This window comes from Hypericibacter sp. (genome assembly GCF_050729195.1).
GTDB lineage: Bacteria > Pseudomonadota > Alphaproteobacteria > Dongiales > Dongiaceae > Hypericibacter.
On record NZ_JBOHKS010000167.1, the window covers coordinates 15,695 to 32,275 of the forward strand.

Below are 16,581 nucleotides of genomic sequence, written 5' to 3' on the forward strand. Positions count from 1 at the left end.
TTGCGATCCCCGCGTCTTACCGCCGTGCGTTGATTCTCCGGCTAATCTACGGGGTTGAAGCGCGACGTTCGCGACTCGGACGCGATGGACCTCGGTGGATTCACCCATCGCCCCCGTGTCAGCGGCACGTCGCGACCGTCGACTATGCCGCCGCGTTGGAGCGACCCTGCATGGCGCGCTCGAAGTCGACCATATAGTCGCGCGTCAGCGGCACCGCTTCCTGGCGGCGCGAGAGCTGCATCTGGAACACCATCTGCCCCATATTGCGGAAGGCGACCTCGCAGCCGATCAGATAGAACTCCCACATGCGGCAGAAGCGCTCGTCATAGAGGGCGCGGATCTTGTCGCGGTTGGCCTCGAAACGCCGGTGCCATTCCCGTAGGGTCTTGGCGTAGTGGAGCCGGAGGATCTCCACATCGGTGACCCAGAGTCCGCCGACATCCTCGACCGCACGGAACACCTCGGAGAGTGCCGGCGTATAGCCGCCGGGAAAAATGTATTTGCGCAGCCACGGATTGGTCGAGCCCGGAGGGTCCATGCGGCCGATCGAATGCAGCATCATGACGCCGTCTTCGGTCAGGAGCTCCTTCACCTTGCGGAAGAACTCCCGGTAATGCTTGGTGCCGACATGCTCGAACATGCCGACCGAGATGATCCGGTCGAACGGGCCCTGCTGCAGGCGGTAGTCGCGCAGATGGAAGCGCAGTCGGTCGGACAGGCCGGCCTCGCGGGCGCGCTGCTCGGAGACCTTGTGCTGCTCGGTCGAGAGCGTCACGCCGGTCACGTCGACATTCATCAGCTTGGCGAGATAGAGGCCGAGGCCGCCCCAGCCGCTGCCGATGTCGAGCACCTTCTGGCCGGGCTCCAGCAGGAGCTTCGAGGCCAGATGCAGCTTCTTGTTCGATTGGGCCAGCTCGAGGCTGTCATTGTCGGTGGCGAAATAGGCGCAGCTATATTGCCGGTCCTTGTCGAGGAACAGGTCGTAGAGCGTGTCCGACAGGTCGTAATGATGCGCGACATTCTTCTGGGCACGGCCCACCGGGTTGTGGGTATGGATGAAATGCATCCAGCGGCCGAACATCAGTTGCAGGCGCTGCAGCGGATGGTTTTCGAGCGCGGCGATGCCCCGGGTCAGGATGTCCAGCAGCTCATAGAGGGTGCCGTCCTCGAGCGTGAGGCGGCCGTTCATATAGGCCTCGCCGAAGTGGAGCTTCGGATTGGTAAAGAGCTGGCGGTGCAGCCGGCGGTCATGCAGCCGGATGGTCGGCACCGGGCCGGGCCCCGGGCCGACGAGATGCACCTTGCCGTCCGCATCGACGATGCGGATCTGGCCCTCGCGGATAACGTGGTTCAGAATTTGCGCGGCAAGCATCGCGCGATCGTGCCTCTTCCCAGATGAACCGCGATCGATGGCTCGGGCCCCCACCCGGCCTGCAGGAAAGCCGCAGGCTTCGATCGCGAATATTTGTAACGTTAGTCAGAACGGGGAGCCTTGTAAATGCAGGCGGAACGCCGTTCAGCCGATTGATCCTGCGATCTTCGCAGAGCCGGCATGCGGGTGGCGGGAGGCTCCAAAAAGCAACAGCCGCGGTTCCGTTTCCCGGAACCGCGGCTGTCTGGTCCTCAATTTGCGGGGCCCTGCGACCGGCCCGCCGACAAATCCCTTCGATCAGGCCTGGTCGGCCTCGGCTTCCTCTGCGGCCTCGGCGTCGCGCTGCGCCTTCACCTCTGGCGGCAGTTGAGCCTCGGCATCGGCCAACAGATCGTCCAGCGAAGCGGCAGGGGCCTGGGTCGCCCCGACAAAGCCACCATTCTTGAGCTGGATCTCGGCTTCGTCCTCGGACTTCGCGACATTGGCCGTCACGGTGACGATCACCTCCGGATGGAGGGCGACGCGCACCGGGAACAACCCCAGGGCCTTGATGGGCTTGTCGAGCACGACCTGACGGCGGTCGATGGTGACGCCCTTGGCGCTGACCGCCTCGGCGATGTCGCGCGGGCTGACGGAACCGAACAGCTGTCCGTTCTCGCCGGCCTGACGCACCAGCACGACGCTCATGCCGTCCACCTTGCCGGAGATGCCTTCGGCTTCCTGGCGGCGCTTCAGGTTGTTGGCCTCGATCTGGTGGCGCTGCGTTTCGAAGCGGGCGCGGTTGGCCTCGGTGGCCCGCAACGCCTTCTTCTGCGGCAGCAGGTAATTGCGGGCGTAGCCCGGCTTCACCTTCACCACTTCGCCAATCTGGCCGAGCTTCTCGACTCGTTCGAGCAGGATCACGTCCATGATGCGGCTCCTACTTCAGCACGTAAGGCAGCAGCCCGAGGAAGCGGGCGCGCTTGATGGCCTGGGCCAGGATGCGCTGCTTCTTCGCGGACACCGCCGTGATGCGGCTCGGCACGATCTTGCCGCGCTCCGAAAGGAAACGCTGCAACAGCCGGATATCCTTGTGATCGATCTTCGGCGCGTGCTGGCCCGAGAACGGGCAGGTCTTGCGACGGCGGAAGAAAGGCCGCCGGCCGCTGGCGCGGACGACTGTCGGTGTGCCCTCGCTCATGCCGGCTCTCCTTCATTGCCGGCCACATGCCGGGGTTCACGATCGCCGCCGCCGCCGAAGCGGTCGCCACGATCGCCGCGGTCACCGCGATCGCCACCGCCACCGCCACCAAAGCGGTCGCCGCGATCCGGGCGATCGCCGAAGCTGCGCCGCGGACGGTCGCCGAAGCGATCGCCGCCACGGCCGCCGCGCTCACCGCGGCCGCCACGATCGTCGCCGTCACGGTTGCGATTCTGCAGCATCGCCGACGGACCCTCTTCGAGGGCCTCGACGCGAACGGTCAGGTAGCGCAGCACATCTTCGCTGATGCGCATGTTGCGCTCCATCTCCACCACCGCCGGAGCGGGCGCGTCGATGTTGAGCAGGGTGTAATGGCCCTTGCGGTTCTTCTTGATCCGGAAGGACAGGTTGCGCAGTCCCCATTGCTCTTTCTTGGTGACCGAGCCGCCATTGGCGGTGACGATCCCCGAGAAGGCCTCGGTCAACTGCTCCACTTGCGCCGAGGAAGCGTCCTGGCGCGTGATGAAGACGGTCTCATAGAAGGACATTCGGTTCGCAGCTCCTTATGGCTGTTGGATGGCCCGGCGCTGGAAGGGCAAATGCCCCCGCAACAGCCGCCCGGGCCTAGCCGGCACGCGACCCTCAAGGTCATTGGCCGGCAAGGAGTTTTCGAAGAGCGGCGCACTATACACATTGCTTTCCGCCCCGCAAGCTTTTAGGCCGTCGCAGGAACCGGGCCAGACCCCGCAAACACTGGACAGGCCGGAAGGCCGCCGCTATCAATGGCCGCCTTTGGGGGCGTTCAAAAGAAAATATAGGAATTTCATAGAGATGGCTCGCGCTTTCGTGTTTCCGGGTCAGGGTTCGCAGGCGGTCGGCATGGGCCGTGCCCTGGCCGAGGCTTTCCCCGCCGCCCGGCTGGTGTTCGAGGAAGTGGACGATGCGCTGGGCCAGAAGCTGAGCCGGCTCATGGCCGAGGGGCCCGAGGCCGAATTGACCCTGACCGAGAACGCCCAGCCCGCCTTGATGGCGGTCAGCATGGCGGCCTTGCGGGTCCTGACCACCGAGGGCGGGTTCGCGCTGGCCGACAAGGCGGCGTTCGTCGCCGGCCATTCGCTGGGCGAATATTCGGCCCTGGCGGCTGCGGGCGCGCTGACCCTCTCCGACGCGGCCCGGCTGCTGAAGCGGCGCGGCCGCGCCATGCAGCGCGCGGTGCCGGTGGGCGAGGGGGCGATGGCGGCCCTGCTGGGTCTCGATCTCGTAGCGGTCGAGGCGATCGCCGCGGCGGCGCGCGAGGCGGGCCCCAAATCCGAAGTCGTCAGCGTCGCCAACGACAACGCGCCGGGCCAGGTGGTGCTGAGCGGACATAAGGTGGCGGTCGAGCGCGCCATCGCCATCGCCGCCGAGCGCGGCGCCAAGCGCAGCGTGATGTTGCCGGTGAGCGCGCCCTTCCATTGCGCCCTGATGCAGCCGGCAGCGGACGAGATGCGCGAGGCCCTCGGCGGAGCCATGATCGCCATGCCGGTGGTGCCGGTGGTGGCCAATGTGACGGCCAAGGCGGTCAGCGATCCCGAGACGATCCGCCGGCTCCTGGTGGAGCAGGTGACGGGGCTGGTGCGCTGGCGCGAAGGGGTGCTGGCCATGAAGGCGCAGGGCGTCGAGGAACTGGTCGAGGTGGGTGCCGGCAAGGTCTTGACCGGGCTGACCAAGCGCATCGATCGCGAGATGAAAGGCCAGGCGGCGGGCACGCCCGAGGAGATCGAGGCCGTCCTCAAGACGTTTTGACGCCTTGTGCCGCGGGATGACGGCGACGACATAACAGACGCTTCAGGAGATCAATCGAGATGGCCATGTTCGATCTGACGGGCAAGAAGGCCCTGGTGACGGGGGCGTCGGGCGGTATCGGCGGCGCGATCGCAAAGGCGCTCCACGCCCAGGGCGCCGAGGTCGGATTGTCCGGCACCAAGGTCGCGGCGCTCGAGGCGCTGGCGGGCGAATTGGGCAGCCGCGCGAAGGTCCTGCCGGCCAATCTCGCCGAGGCCGGCGGCACCGAGGATCTCGCCAAGAAGGCCGAGGCCGCGCTGGGCCAGGTGGATATCCTGATCAACAACGCAGGATTGACCCGCGACGGGCTCGCCGTCCGCATGAAGGACGAGGACTGGAACGCGGTCATGGACGTCAATCTGGGGGCGGCCTTCCGGCTCAGCCGGGCCCTGCTCATGCCCATGATGCGCCGACGCTGGGGCCGCATCATCGCCATCACCTCGATCGTGGGCGTCACCGGCAATCCGGGTCAGGCGAACTACGCGGCCTCCAAGGCCGGCATGATCGGCATGTCCAAGGCGCTCGCCGCCGAGGTCGCCTCGCGCAACATCACGGTGAATTGCGTGGCGCCCGGCTTCATCGCGACCGCCATGACCGACGCGCTCAACGAGAAGCAGAAGACCGAGCTGCTGTCGCGCGTGCCGATGGGCCGACTCGGCCAGAGCGAGGACATCGCCGCCGCCGTGGTCTATCTGGCCGCGAACGAGGCGGCCTACGTGACCGGCCAGACCTTGCATGTCAACGGCGGAATGGCCATGATATAACGCTGCTGACAAAGGGCTTTTCCGAGGCTCTGGCTATAGCGGAATGGATATGTTAAGGGCACCGCGCCCTTGAGCCGCCCCCTTCGGGTGGCAATAGAGTTCGGGGGACGGGACCCGCCAATCGGCGGCCCCGAAAACGAAAACCAGCGGGTGTGAGTTGAAGGGGCGAACCATATGAGCGATATCGCCGAGCGCGTGAAGAAGATCGTCGTCGAGCACCTCGGCGTCGATGAGTCCAAGGTTACCGAAGGTGCGCATTTCATCGACGACCTGGGCGCCGACAGTCTCGACATCGTCGAGCTGGTGATGGCGTTCGAAGAAGAGTTCGGTTGCGAAATCCCCGACGACGCCGCGGAGAAGGTGTTGACGGTGAAGGACGCGATCACCTTCATCGAGCAGCACAGCTGAGTTGAGCGCATTGGCTTTGCGCAGACTCCTGGGCGCCGCGACACTCTTGTCGATTCCGTTCCATCTGCGAGAGGCGATATGCGACGCGTCGTAGTCACTGGCATGGGCTTGGTCACGCCGCTCGGCGTGGGCACCGAGTATGTCTGGAAGCGCATCGTCAATGGCGAGTCCGGCATTTCCGGGATTCAGTCATTCGACGTCAGCGACCTGCCCTGCAAGATCGCAGGCCAGGTGCCGCTGGGCGACAGGGCGTCCGGCAATTTCAATCCGGACGACTATGTGACACCCAAGGACCAGCGCAAGATGGGCCGCTTCATCCATTTCGCGATGGGTGCGGCGACCGAAGCGGTGCTGGATGCCGACTGGCAGCCGACGGACGAGCATGAGCGGGAGCGCACCGGCGTCCTGATCGGCTCGGGCATCGGCGGCCTCGAGGGGATCTACGATGCGGCGGTGACGCTGCATGAGCGCGGGCCCCGCCGCGTCAGCCCCTTCTTCATTCCCGCCTGCCTGATCAATCTGGCCTCGGGCAACGTCTCGATCCAGTTCGGCTTCAAGGGCCCGAACCACGCGGTGGTGACGGCCTGCTCGACCGGCGCGCATGCGATCGGCGATGCCGCGCGGCTGATCCAGCTCGACGACGCCGACGTGATGGTGGCGGGCGGGACCGAAGCCTCGATCTGCCGCATCGGCGTCGCGGGTTTCGCCGCGGCGCGCGCCCTCTCGACCGGCTTCAATGACGAGCCGCAGCGGGCCTCGCGGCCCTGGGACCAGGACCGCGACGGTTTCGTGATGGGCGAGGGTGCGGGTGTGCTGGTGCTCGAGGAGCTGGAGCATGCGCGCAAGCGCGGCGCCAAGATCTATGCCGAGGTCATCGGCTACGGCATGTCGGGCGATGCCTATCACATCACCGCGCCCTCCGAGACCGGCGAGGGCGCCTTCAACGCCATGAAGGCGGCGTTGAAGCGGGCCAAGCTGACCCCGGCCGACATCGACTATGTGAACGCGCACGGCACCTCGACGCCGCTCGGCGACGAGATCGAGCTGGGCGCGGTCAAGCGGCTGTTCGGCGATGCCGTCTACAACATCTCCATGTCCTCCACCAAATCGGCGATCGGCCACCTGCTGGGCGCCGCCGGCGCGGTCGAGGCGGTCTTCTCCATCCTCGCGATCCGCGATCAGGTGGCGCCGCCGACGCTCAATCTCGACAATCCGTCGCCGGGCTGCGACGTCGATCTGGTGCCGAAGCAGGCGAAGAAGCGCACCATCCGGCGCGCCTTGTCGAATTCCTTCGGCTTCGGCGGCACCAACGCCAGCCTGATCTTCCAGGGCCCCGCCTAGTCCCGCCATGGCGCGGTTGCGCCGGCTGCTCGGGACGCTTCTGCTGATCCTTCTGCTGGTTCTGGGCGCTGCGGCTGCGGGCGCCTGGTGGGGCTATCACCAATTCACGACGGTGGGACCGCTGACGGCGGACAATACCGTGGTCGTGCCGCGGGGCAGCAGCGTCAGGGCCATTGCCGGACAGCTCGCCGATGCGGGCGTCATCAAGGATCCCTTCCTCTTCCGTCTCGGCGTGCGGCTGTTCGGCCAGCACAAGCCGCTGCGCGCGGGCGAGTATCTCTTCCCCGCCGGCATCAGCGCGCAGACGGCGATGCAGCAGATGATCGACGGGCGCCAGATCCAGCATCGCCTGACGATCGCCGAAGGCCTGACCAACCGCGAGGTGATGGAGCTCCTGGCGGCGGCGCCCGATCTCGGCGGCGATGCGCCCGATCTGCCGAGCCTCGGGCCCGAGGGCTCGCTCCTGCCCGAAACCTATTTCTTCATGCTGGGCGACAGCCGGGCCGATCTGGTGGCCCGGATGAAATCCTCCATGGACGCGGCTATCGCCGAGCTGTGGCCGGCGCGTGCCCAGGGGCTCCCCTTCAAGGACGCGAAAGAGGCGCTGATCCTGGCCTCGATCGTGGAGAAGGAGACCGGCCTGCCCGAGGAGCGCCCGCATGTCGCCGCGGTGTTCCTCAACCGCCTCGCCCAGGGCATGGCGCTGCAATCCGATCCGACCGTGATCTATGCCATCACGCAAGGCCGTTCGAAGCTCGATCGCGCGCTGACGACGAAAGATCTCGCGATCGACAGCCCGTTCAACACTTATGTGACCGCGGGACTGCCGCCGGCACCCATCGCCAATCCGGGCCGTGCGGCCATCGAGGCCGTGCTGCATCCGGCCCAGAACGACGATCTCTATTTCGTCGCCGATGGCAGCGGCGGACATGTGTTCGCGAAGACGCTGGCCGAGCACAACAAGAATGTCGCCGCCTGGCGCAAGGTCCAGGCGCAGAAACGCACCACCACCCAATCGGAGTAGACGAATGTTTTTCCTGCGCGTGGCCGCCCCGCCAACCTCACGCGCAGGAAAAACCAACCAGGACTCATCCTTTTTTCGGCAGGCGCGCCAGCAGGGGGTCGGTCAGGCCCGGCGACAGCACGCCCAAAAGCCAGGCCCCGAAATACATCGGGAGGGGGAAGGCGATGCGCGCGCGGTTGCGGGCAAGGCCGCGCCTGATGATGCGCGCGGCCCGCTCGGCGTTCATCAGGAACGGCATCGGAAAATCATTCACTGCCGTCATCGGGCTTTCGACATAGCCGGGGCAGATGACCGTGATGGCGACACCCTTGGCGCGATACTCGCCGCGCAGGCCTTCGCCCCAGACCCGTATCGCGGCCTTGCTGGCGCAATAGGCCGGCGCCCCGGGAAAACCGCGAAAGGCGGCGAGCGAGCTCATCAGCGCGATCTGGCCTTGCCCACGCCGCTCCATCCGCCGCAAGGCCGGCCAGACGGTATTCGCGACGCCGTCGACATTGGTGGCGAAGATCGCGCGCGCCTGCGCCTCGCTTTCGCCGTCGGTTCCCGTGCCGGCGGAGATCCCCGCATTGGCGATCACGAGATCGAGCGGCGCCCGATCGTCGGCGGCTTCGATCCAGCGCCGCACCGCGCCTGCGTCGACGACGTCGATGGCGGCTGTCTCGATCTCGGCACCCTTGGCGCGACAGGAAGCCTCGGCCGAAGCCAGCCGACCCTGATCGCGTCCGCCCAGCACCAGGCTGACACCGCTCGCCGCATAGGCCGATGCCAACGCGGCGCCGATCCCGCTCGAGGCGCCGGTGATGAGGATGCGTTGGGGGCGATCTAGATTGGCGGTTGCGCGAGCAGGCGGCATGAACGGAAGACTCCGGAGGGCCGCATCGGGGCGGCCTCGCTTGTTGCCGTTTGGACCGCAGTATATAGTCGCGCGCTGGGGAGACGACACTACATGCCGGTGGCTTTGTGACAAAATCTGCAAGCGCCGTGGCCAGCATGACCGGCTTCGCCCGCGCCGAGATGGGCGAGGGGGATCGGCGCTGGAGCTGGGAAATCCGCAGCGTCAATGGACGCAATCTCGATCTGCGCCTGCGCCTTCCGCCCGGCTGCGAGGCGCTCGAGCCGCAGCTGCGCCAGGCCGTACCGGAGCGCTGCCGGCGCGGCAATATCAGCGTTCAGCTCGAGGCCGCGCGCCAGGGCCAGCCGCAATCGCGCTACCGCGTCAACCGCGCGGCGCTCGATCAGGTGATCGCGGCCGTGAAGGATGTGGGATTGCAGATCGATGCCGAGCGCCCGCGCCTCGACGGGCTGCTGGCGCTGCCGGGCGTGGTCGAGCGAATCGAGGAAGAAGAGACCGAAGACACGCGCGAAGCGCGCCTGGCGCTGCTGCTCAAGGGGTTCGGTGAGGCCCTCGACGGGCTGGTGCGGATGCGCGCCGAGGAAGGCGCCCGGCTCGCCCGCATCGCGCTCGATCAGTTGCGCGAGATCGAACGGCTGGTCGGCCGCGCGCGAAGCCTGGCCGCGGCCCAGCCCGAGGCGCAGAAGGCGCGCTTCCGTCTGCAGATCGGCGAGCTGCTGGCGCAGATACCCGCCTTGTCGGAAGACCGGCTGGCGCAGGAGTTCGCTCTCCTGATCGCCAAGAGCGATGTGCGCGAGGAGCTGGATCGGCTGGCGGCCCATATCGAGGCCTCGCGCGCCCTGGTCGAGGGCGGCGGCGCCATCGGGCGGAAACTGGATTTCCTCTGTCAGGAGCTCAATCGCGAAGCCAACACCATCTGCAGCAAATCGGCCGATCTCGAGCTCACTGCGGTCGGGCTGGATCTGAAGGCGGTGGTGGAGCAGTTTCGCGAGCAGGTGCAGAACATCGAATGAGTGCGACGACCTCGAACAAGAAAAAGTCCGGCGCCGCGGCGCCGGAGCCGGCCGCCAGCGGCTTCGTCGAGATCCGCAGGCGCGGGCTCATGCTGGTGCTGTCCTCGCCCTCGGGTGCCGGCAAGACCTCGATCTCGCGGGCGCTGCTGGCACGCGATCCCCTGCTGCAGATGTCAGTCTCGGCCACGACGCGGCCCAAGCGCCCCGGCGAGGTTCCGGGTGTCGATTATCTCTTCGTCGATGCCGAACAGTTCAATCTGATGGTCAACCGCCAGGAGTTCCTCGAATACGCCAAGGTGTTCGGGAATTACTACGGGACGCCCCGGGCGCCCGTCGACGCCGCGCTGAGCGGCGGGCGCGACGTGCTGTTCGATATCGACTGGCAGGGCACGCAGCAACTCGATGCCCGGGCGCCCAAGGACCTCGTCACCATCTTCATCCTGCCGCCTTCCACACGCGAGCTCGAGCGCCGGCTGCATACGCGCGCCCAGGACAGCGCCGAGGAAGTGGCGAATCGCATGGCCAAGGCGGCCGACGAGCTCAGCCATTGGCCAGAATATCACTATGTGCTGGTCAATCACGAGCTGGAGCAAACCATCCAGCAGGTCCAGGCGATCCTGCAGGCCGAACGTCTGCGCCGCGAGCGCCAGGTCGGCCTGCATGAGTTCGTGAAGGCGCTGCGCGAAGGGCAGTAGGCGCGCGCATAGTTATGTCCCCTCTCCCGCGAAGCGGAGGGAGGGGACATCGCCCCCTGAGCTACCCGGTGTGCCCTCTGCTCTTCGCCAGCGCCCGCGCCAGGGCGCAGAACTGCTCTACGCTCAGATCCTCCGCTCTGGCCGTGCCGTCGATCTCGGCCGCGGCGAGAAGGGCCGCAGCATCGGGCGCCACCGAGCGCAGGCTCTGGCGCAGCATCTTGCGGCGCTGGTTGAAGGCGGCGGCGGCGACACGCTCCAGCACTTGTGCGTCGGCGGGATAGCGCGGCTGGGACAGCGGGCGGATCTCGACCACGCTCGAGGTCACCTTCGGCGGCGGGGTGAAGGCCCGTGGCGGCAGGTCGAACAGTCTTTTCACGTCGGCCCGCCACTGCAGCGCGACCGAGAGCCGGCCATAGTCGCGCGACCCCGGCGGCGCGGCGAGGCGCTCGGCCACCTCCTTCTGGAACATCAGCACCAGGCGCTCCAGCCGCGGTAGCGAGGGTAGCCATTGGGCCAGCAAGGCCGTCGAGACATTGTAGGGGAGGTTGGCCACGATGCGGCGCGGGGCCTCGCCGAGCTTCGCAGGATCGATCGCCATGGCATCGCCGGCGATGATCTCGAGGCGGCCGGGATAGGCGGCGGCCAGTTCCTGCAACGCCCCGACACAGCGCGGATCGAGCTCGATGGCGATGACCTTGCGAGCGCCATGGGCGAGCAGCGACCGGGTGAGGCCCCCGGGGCCGGGTCCGATCTCGATGGTGGTGCCGGTGCCGAGTTCGCCGCCCGCCCGCGCGATCCGGCCGGTGAGATTGAGGTCCAGCAGGAAATGCTGCCCGAGCGCGCGCCGGGCGGCCAGGCCATATCGCGCGATGACGTCGCGCAGCGGCGGGAGAGGAGCTGGAGCATCGGTCTGGGGCGGCTCGCTCATCGGCGCCACCGTCCGGCGGGCCGGGTCGCGGCCGTCGCGCCCGGCGCCGAACGCCGCGGCGGCGTTCCGGTCATTGGCGGATATCGATGAAGGCCTGCGTGCGCAGATCGCTCAAATAGGCACGGGCCAGCGTGTCGAGACGCTGAGCGGTCAGCCGGCTGGTGACCGCCGCTTCGTCGATCGGCGTCTGCCCGGACGTCCGCTGATCGAACAGCGTCAGGATGGAATAGCCGCCGGAGGTCTGGATCGGGCCCGTGATCTGGCCCTTGGTCATCGCGGTGACTGCGCCGCGCATGCCGGGATCGAGCTGGTCCGCCCGCAGCCATCCCAGGACGCCGCCGGTGCTGCCGGTGGGGGATTGCGAGAATTGCTGGGCGAGTTCGGTGAAATTGGCGCCCTGCTGCAGCTGCGTCATCAGATCCTTGCCGGTCGATTCCACCGCGGGGGCATCGCCCGGCGAGTAGACGGGGAGGAAGATCTCGCCAACCAGATATTCCGGCTTGCCCTCGTTCTCCTTCATCTGCGCGATCTCGTCGTCGATATCCTTGCGGTTGACGGTCGCCGCGCTGCGGAACCGCTTGCGCACGACGATCTGCCAGGCGATATCGGCACGGAACTGATCGGCCAGCGACTCCATCAGGATCCCGCTCGCCGCCAGCTTCTGCCGGAACTCCTCCAGCGAGAGCTTGTTCTGCTGCGCCAGCTCGGTCAGGCGCGCATTGACTTCGGCATCCTCGACGGTGATTCCCTGCGCCTTGGCGGCCTGGGTCTTGAGATGCTCGTCGATGAGGTTGCGCAACACGACGCCGGAGAGCCGCTGGCGATTTTCCTGCGTGTCCTGAACATGCGACGCGACAATGGCCACGCGCGTGCGGACCAGAAGGTCGATCACGGTGATGACGTCTTCATTGACGACGGCGGCGATCTTGAGGTCCTGGCTCGCGGCCGGGTGGGCCGTCGTCGAGACAAACAGGAGAAAGAGCGCGTACGCGAACCAGCGCCTCACTATGGGGTATGCCTTTCAGGTCCGGCACAGGATCGGTTCGGCGACGGTCGCGCCGCTTCATGGATCCTGCGTCACTTTAATAAACTGGAACCCAATTCAGGGTCCGGGCCAGGCGGCTCGAAACGATCAGGCTCCAGAGGCGACAAAATCGGCGCCACTATAAGCGAAGCCCGGCAGGGCGGACAATGTGCCCAAATCGGCTAACCGGAAGGGTCTGTGCGGCCCGAATCGGAGTTTTCGTGGGGATTTGCCGGCGGAGCGAGCAGCCGGCCGGTCAGAAGGGGACGTCGACGGCGCCCAGATTCTTGAAACCGATCGTGAACATGAAGCTGGTGCCCGAATTCACTTCCTCGTCCTCGACATTGCTGTGGGTGACCGACGCCCGCAGCATGATGCATTCATCCTCATAGGCGATCCCGCCGCCGATATAGCGCAGGACGTTGTTCTCGACGTCGTCGCGGGCCTTGAAGTTGACCGACCAGTAGTCGCTGACCTTGGCGGCGATGGTTCCGAAGACTTCCTGGCGCTTCCCCAGATCGCTGCTCTCGATGTTGTCGATCTGGGCATAGCTCAGGGTCGCGTTGATCTCCGGGACGCCGACGATCAGGCCCACCTCGTTGTGGCGGGCCGAAAGGGTGCTGGTGCTGTAGCGAAAGCGATAGAGCAGGTCGAGCCATTCGGTCGGTTGAAGGTCGATGCGACCGACGATATCGGACAGATCCTGCTCCATGCCGGACCCGTCGCCGAACACGCCCTGATCGCCGCCGATGCGGAAGCTCTGGCCGAGGAAGATCGTGGTCGAGCCGAGATCGTTGTTGATGGCGCTCCAGCGAACCCCATAGTCGACGCGCTGACCGTTATCGACGCGATCGAGGCCCTGGAAACGGTCCGCCTGGAACAGGTTGGTGTCGTCGAGCTCGGTGCCGACGCTGTCTTCGTTGGGGATCTTGCCGGTATTACCGGCATCGGTGGATGCGTAGAGGCCGACGATGGGTTCGATCACCTGATGGACCGAGCCGGTCGTGCTCGCGAAGGGATAGCGCCACTCGAAGGCGAATTGCGGGAAGATGCGGCCGGCAAGCCCGCTGAAGGTGTCCCCCGAGGGGTTCACGTCGTTGCTGTCGGGATCGACATCGTTGACCCAATAGCCGTCGCCGCGAAGCGACAGGTCGAGCTTGTAGATATCTCCCGCCGGTGCGGTATAGGGCAGGCTCCAGCCGAGATTCAACGAAACGCGCCGGCTGTCCCGGCCCTGGATGCGATCGAGGACCAACGTGTTGAAGTCGATTTTGTAATAGCCGCCATAATCGGCCGGCTCGCTCACATAATTGTAGTCGATGACCGGGGTGACGATCGGCGCTTCGTCGTTGTTGTCGGTGTCGAGCGTTCCCTGGAAGGCGTAATTGTTGACCGACAGATAGTTCCGGCCGTCGAAATTCTCGGCGAACAGGCGGCTGGTCAGGGTCCGTTCGTGACCGAGGTTATAGAGGCGCATATAGGTCTTGTCGGTTTCGCGCTGGGCGTCGAATCCCCAGCGCCAGTTATCGTCGATATCGAAGCGCCCGAAGCTGTCGATATTGCCGCGAAACTGGTCGTGCAGGGTTTCGCTCACGCCGTTATGGGTCCGTTCGCGATCGGCGATCGTGGCGCTGCCGGCGAGCTGCAGATAGCCGTCCGGCAGCCGATAGCGATATTCGATCTGGGGGTCCACGCTCTGCAGAGTCGTGATCAGCGGAGATAACGTGATGTCCTGGTCGGGTCCCAACACCCAGAAATAGGGGATCTGGATCTGGAAACCGAGATTGTTGTTCATTCCGAAGCTCGGCGACAGGAAGCCGCTCTGGCGTTTGACGGTCGGGTCGGGATGCGAGAAATAGGGCGTGTAGAAGATCGGCACGCCATAGATCTCCATCCAGGCGTCTTCATATTCGATGCGATGGGCCTGCTGGTCGTGGGTGACCTTCACGGCCTTGATCTGCCAGAGCGGGGCCCGGGTCGGGTCGCTGGCGCAGAGGTCACAGGGCGAATAGACCGCGTCGTGAAGCTCGGTGTAATTCCCGGCATATCGCTGGGCCGAATTGGCCGCCATGCGCGAGCGGTCGGAGAGCAGCATCTTGATATTGGAGATGGCGCCTTCCTTGAGGTCGTTCTTCAGCTCCATATGGTCGGCAAACATGACATTGCCGTCCTGGTCCATGATCGCGACATTGCCGTCGGCGGTGACGACCTGCGTCTTCTCGACATAGGCCACCCGGTCCGCCAGGAGCACCTTGTCGTTCTGCGAGATCTCGACATGGCCCGAGGCGACGACCAGGCCTTGTTCCTGGTCGTAGGTCACTTCGTCCGCTGTGAGCAATACCGGGCTGTCGGAGTGCGGCAGCAGTTGCTTGCCCAGATCCTGCTCGCCTTGATCCGTGGAGGCCGACCATGCCGCGGTGGATGCCACGATCATCGCGAGCGCCATCCCCATCAGCGCGGCCCATCCCCCTCTCATATCCCCTTAGCCGTCCTCGAAATGTAAAAGCATCGCAATTCCCAGCATGGCCGTGACGCCCGCCGGGGCCCACGCAGCCAACTGCAACGGAATGCTCGAGTTGATCCCCAGTGCATAAACCAAGTCGGACAGGAAATAGAGCAGGAAACCTGTGAAGGCGCCAGCCCCGGCAAGCAGCGCGGCATCGCCTTTGCGGTGAAACCTGAGAGCGAAGGACGCGGCGATCACCAGCAGCGCCATGTAGAGCACGGGGATGGCCAACATGCGGTTCCACAGAAGCCGATGCGGCCGCGCCGAGAACCCCGTCGATTCGAGCAGCGAGATGTAACGGGGGAGTGACCAGAAGGAGATCGCATTGGTGCGCGCGAAGCGGTCCAGGATCTCGCCATAGCTGATTCGAGTCGGCACGGTGAGCTGGTCCATGCGTTCGACGGCATGTCCGGCGATCACCCGCTCGACGTCGCTAAGTTGCCACAGGCCATTCTCGATTTTTCCGGTCTTGGCGTCGACGCGCTCGTTGAAATGATCGTCAGGATCGAACAACAGGAGAATCATCCCGCCCAGCTCGCGATCGTCCAGGCTCACATGCGTGGCATGGACGATGGCCGTGCCGTCGATATTCTGCTCGCGCAGCCAGACGCCGCTCCCTGCCGACGCCACGAGATTGCCATTGCCGTCACCGAACCAGGTGTCGTGCAATTGGTCGAACTTGGCTTGCATAGTCGTCGCGATCGGATCCAGGACCGTGATTCGCAGGATGCCGATCGCCAGCGCCGCAAGCAGGGCAGGCGCAATGAACTGCCATACGGAGACGCCCGCCGCCCGCGCCACCACCAGCTCGCTGGTCCGGGTCAATTGATGGTAGGTGCCCAGGCCCGAGATCAGGATGACGAAGGGCAGAACCTGCTGGAAGGTCTGCGGCAGGCGCAGCAGCGCAAGCCCCATGAGGCTGAAGGTGCCGACATCGGTGCCGCCGGCATCCTCGGTCAGAAACTGGATCATGTCGGCGGCGAAGATGATGCCGCAGACCGCGAACGCGACCGCGACGCACCAGAGCAGGAAATGCCGGAGCAGATAGAACGACAGCGTCGGGGGGAGCAGTCTCATCATGGGTGAGCCGCCCGCAATCTGATCAGGAAGGGGTTGCCCAGGCGGGGCAGGCGCAACAGGAGCAGGGCGGCGAGCGCGGGCGTCAGCGGCACGGCATAGAGCAGCGGCCAGAAAGCGGGGTCGCGGATGGTCACGCCCAGGGCGGCATAGGCACTTCCCTGCATGGCACAGACCAGCAGGACCGCGACGATGCCGCGCCAGAACTGGGCCCGCCGGCCGATGCCGCCGACGAGCAGCGAGACCAGGGCCACCGTGACATAGGCCAGGCCAAAGAGCGGCTGCGAGAGACGCCAATGCACCTCGGTCCGATAGCGGATCCGGGTGGCGCCGTCGACGGGATCGGCCGGCCGGACGAGTTGCCCGAGGGTCATCCATTGCAGCCTGGGCTGGGCCGCACGCGTCGTGCTGTCGCTGGAGCCGAGCTGCACGAGGGTGCGCTCGAAGGTCAGGATCGACGGCGGATCCGTCTTCGATCCACGCTGCTGCATGGTTCCGTCCTCGAGCAGGATCGCCGGCCCGGCCGGGCCGCCGGTGATGAGCCCGCGCGACGCCGTGTAAATGGTCTGCGG

At 65.9% G+C, this 16,581-nt stretch carries 17 protein-coding genes; 7 read left to right on the plus strand and 10 right to left on the minus strand.

The features are described from left to right. Window positions 1-142: 142 nt before the first annotated feature. The 4 genes from ACREE8_RS13095 to rpsF all read right to left on the minus strand — a co-directional run bounded on the left by ACREE8_RS13095 (window position 143) and on the right by rpsF (window position 3,100). Window positions 143-1,372, minus strand: coding sequence for a class I SAM-dependent methyltransferase (locus ACREE8_RS13095; protein WP_431573449.1), 1,230 nt, complete (start codon window positions 1,370-1,372; stop codon window positions 143-145). Window positions 1,373-1,669: 297 nt separating this feature from the next. Continuing rightward, on the minus strand, window positions 1,670-2,281 hold the full coding sequence (gene rplI / locus ACREE8_RS13100) for a 50S ribosomal protein L9 (protein ID WP_431573450.1): 612 nt from the start codon (window positions 2,279-2,281) through the stop codon (window positions 1,670-1,672). A gap of 10 nt (window positions 2,282-2,291) precedes the next feature. Beyond that, the gene (gene rpsR / locus ACREE8_RS13105; RefSeq protein ID WP_151176657.1) at window positions 2,292-2,552 is read right to left on the minus strand and encodes a 30S ribosomal protein S18; all 261 of its coding nucleotides are present in this window, start codon (window positions 2,550-2,552) and stop codon (window positions 2,292-2,294) included. Next, entirely contained in the window at window positions 2,549-3,100 is a 552-nt protein-coding gene (gene rpsF / locus ACREE8_RS13110) for a 30S ribosomal protein S6 (RefSeq protein ID WP_431573451.1), read from the minus strand. The genes rpsR and rpsF overlap by 4 nt, the downstream gene beginning before the upstream one ends. Window positions 3,101-3,383: 283 nt before the next feature. On the opposite strand from rpsF, the gene fabD reads away from it, so the two are divergent. From fabD to mltG, 5 genes are all read left to right on the plus strand, one after another. Next, window positions 3,384-4,337, plus strand: coding sequence for an ACP S-malonyltransferase (fabD, locus tag ACREE8_RS13115; protein WP_431573452.1), 954 nt, complete (start codon window positions 3,384-3,386; stop codon window positions 4,335-4,337). A gap of 65 nt (window positions 4,338-4,402) precedes the next feature. Continuing rightward, entirely contained in the window at window positions 4,403-5,140 is a 738-nt protein-coding gene (gene fabG, locus ACREE8_RS13120; protein WP_431573463.1) for a 3-oxoacyl-[acyl-carrier-protein] reductase, read from the plus strand. 174 nt (window positions 5,141-5,314) lie between these two features. Beyond that, window positions 5,315-5,548: an acyl carrier protein gene (locus ACREE8_RS13125; protein ID WP_151118576.1), complete on the plus strand. Its 234-nt coding sequence runs from the start codon at window positions 5,315-5,317 to the stop codon at window positions 5,546-5,548. Between the two features lie 78 nt (window positions 5,549-5,626). Then, complete coding sequence (fabF, locus tag ACREE8_RS13130) at window positions 5,627-6,889, plus strand: beta-ketoacyl-ACP synthase II (RefSeq protein WP_431573453.1); 1,263 nt, start codon at window positions 5,627-5,629, stop codon at window positions 6,887-6,889. Window positions 6,890-6,896: 7 nt separating this feature from the next. Continuing rightward, window positions 6,897-7,913: an endolytic transglycosylase MltG gene (gene mltG / locus ACREE8_RS13135; RefSeq protein WP_431573454.1), complete on the plus strand. Its 1,017-nt coding sequence runs from the start codon at window positions 6,897-6,899 to the stop codon at window positions 7,911-7,913. 64 nt (window positions 7,914-7,977) lie between these two features. On the opposite strand, the gene ACREE8_RS13140 is transcribed toward mltG, so the two are convergent. After that, entirely contained in the window at window positions 7,978-8,766 is a 789-nt protein-coding gene (locus tag ACREE8_RS13140; RefSeq protein WP_431573455.1) for an SDR family NAD(P)-dependent oxidoreductase, read from the minus strand. Window positions 8,767-8,873: 107 nt separating this feature from the next. On the opposite strand from ACREE8_RS13140, the gene ACREE8_RS13145 reads away from it, so the two are divergent. Then, on the plus strand, window positions 8,874-9,779 hold the full coding sequence (locus tag ACREE8_RS13145) for a YicC/YloC family endoribonuclease (protein ID WP_431573456.1): 906 nt from the start codon (window positions 8,874-8,876) through the stop codon (window positions 9,777-9,779). An 89-nt stretch (window positions 9,780-9,868) separates the two neighbouring features. Continuing rightward, complete coding sequence (gmk, locus tag ACREE8_RS13150; RefSeq protein WP_431573464.1) at window positions 9,869-10,474, plus strand: guanylate kinase; 606 nt, start codon at window positions 9,869-9,871, stop codon at window positions 10,472-10,474. A gap of 61 nt (window positions 10,475-10,535) precedes the next feature. Here gmk and rsmA read toward each other — a convergent pair whose 3' ends face one another. The 5 genes from rsmA to ACREE8_RS13175 all read right to left on the minus strand — a co-directional run. Beyond that, window positions 10,536-11,402, minus strand: coding sequence for a 16S rRNA (adenine(1518)-N(6)/adenine(1519)-N(6))-dimethyltransferase RsmA (rsmA, locus tag ACREE8_RS13155; protein WP_431573457.1), 867 nt, complete (start codon window positions 11,400-11,402; stop codon window positions 10,536-10,538). 70 nt (window positions 11,403-11,472) lie between these two features. Continuing rightward, on the minus strand, window positions 11,473-12,408 hold the full coding sequence (locus ACREE8_RS13160) for a peptidylprolyl isomerase (protein WP_431573458.1): 936 nt from the start codon (window positions 12,406-12,408) through the stop codon (window positions 11,473-11,475). A gap of 274 nt (window positions 12,409-12,682) precedes the next feature. Next, window positions 12,683-14,902, minus strand: coding sequence for an LPS-assembly protein LptD (locus tag ACREE8_RS13165; RefSeq protein WP_431573459.1), 2,220 nt, complete (start codon window positions 14,900-14,902; stop codon window positions 12,683-12,685). A gap of 6 nt (window positions 14,903-14,908) precedes the next feature. Beyond that, complete coding sequence (lptG, locus tag ACREE8_RS13170; protein ID WP_431573460.1) at window positions 14,909-16,012, minus strand: LPS export ABC transporter permease LptG; 1,104 nt, start codon at window positions 16,010-16,012, stop codon at window positions 14,909-14,911. Next, window positions 16,009-16,581, minus strand: a 573-nt coding sequence (locus ACREE8_RS13175) for an LptF/LptG family permease (protein ID WP_431573461.1), incomplete at its 5' end; no start/stop codon positions are given. The genes lptG and ACREE8_RS13175, both read right to left, overlap by 4 nt.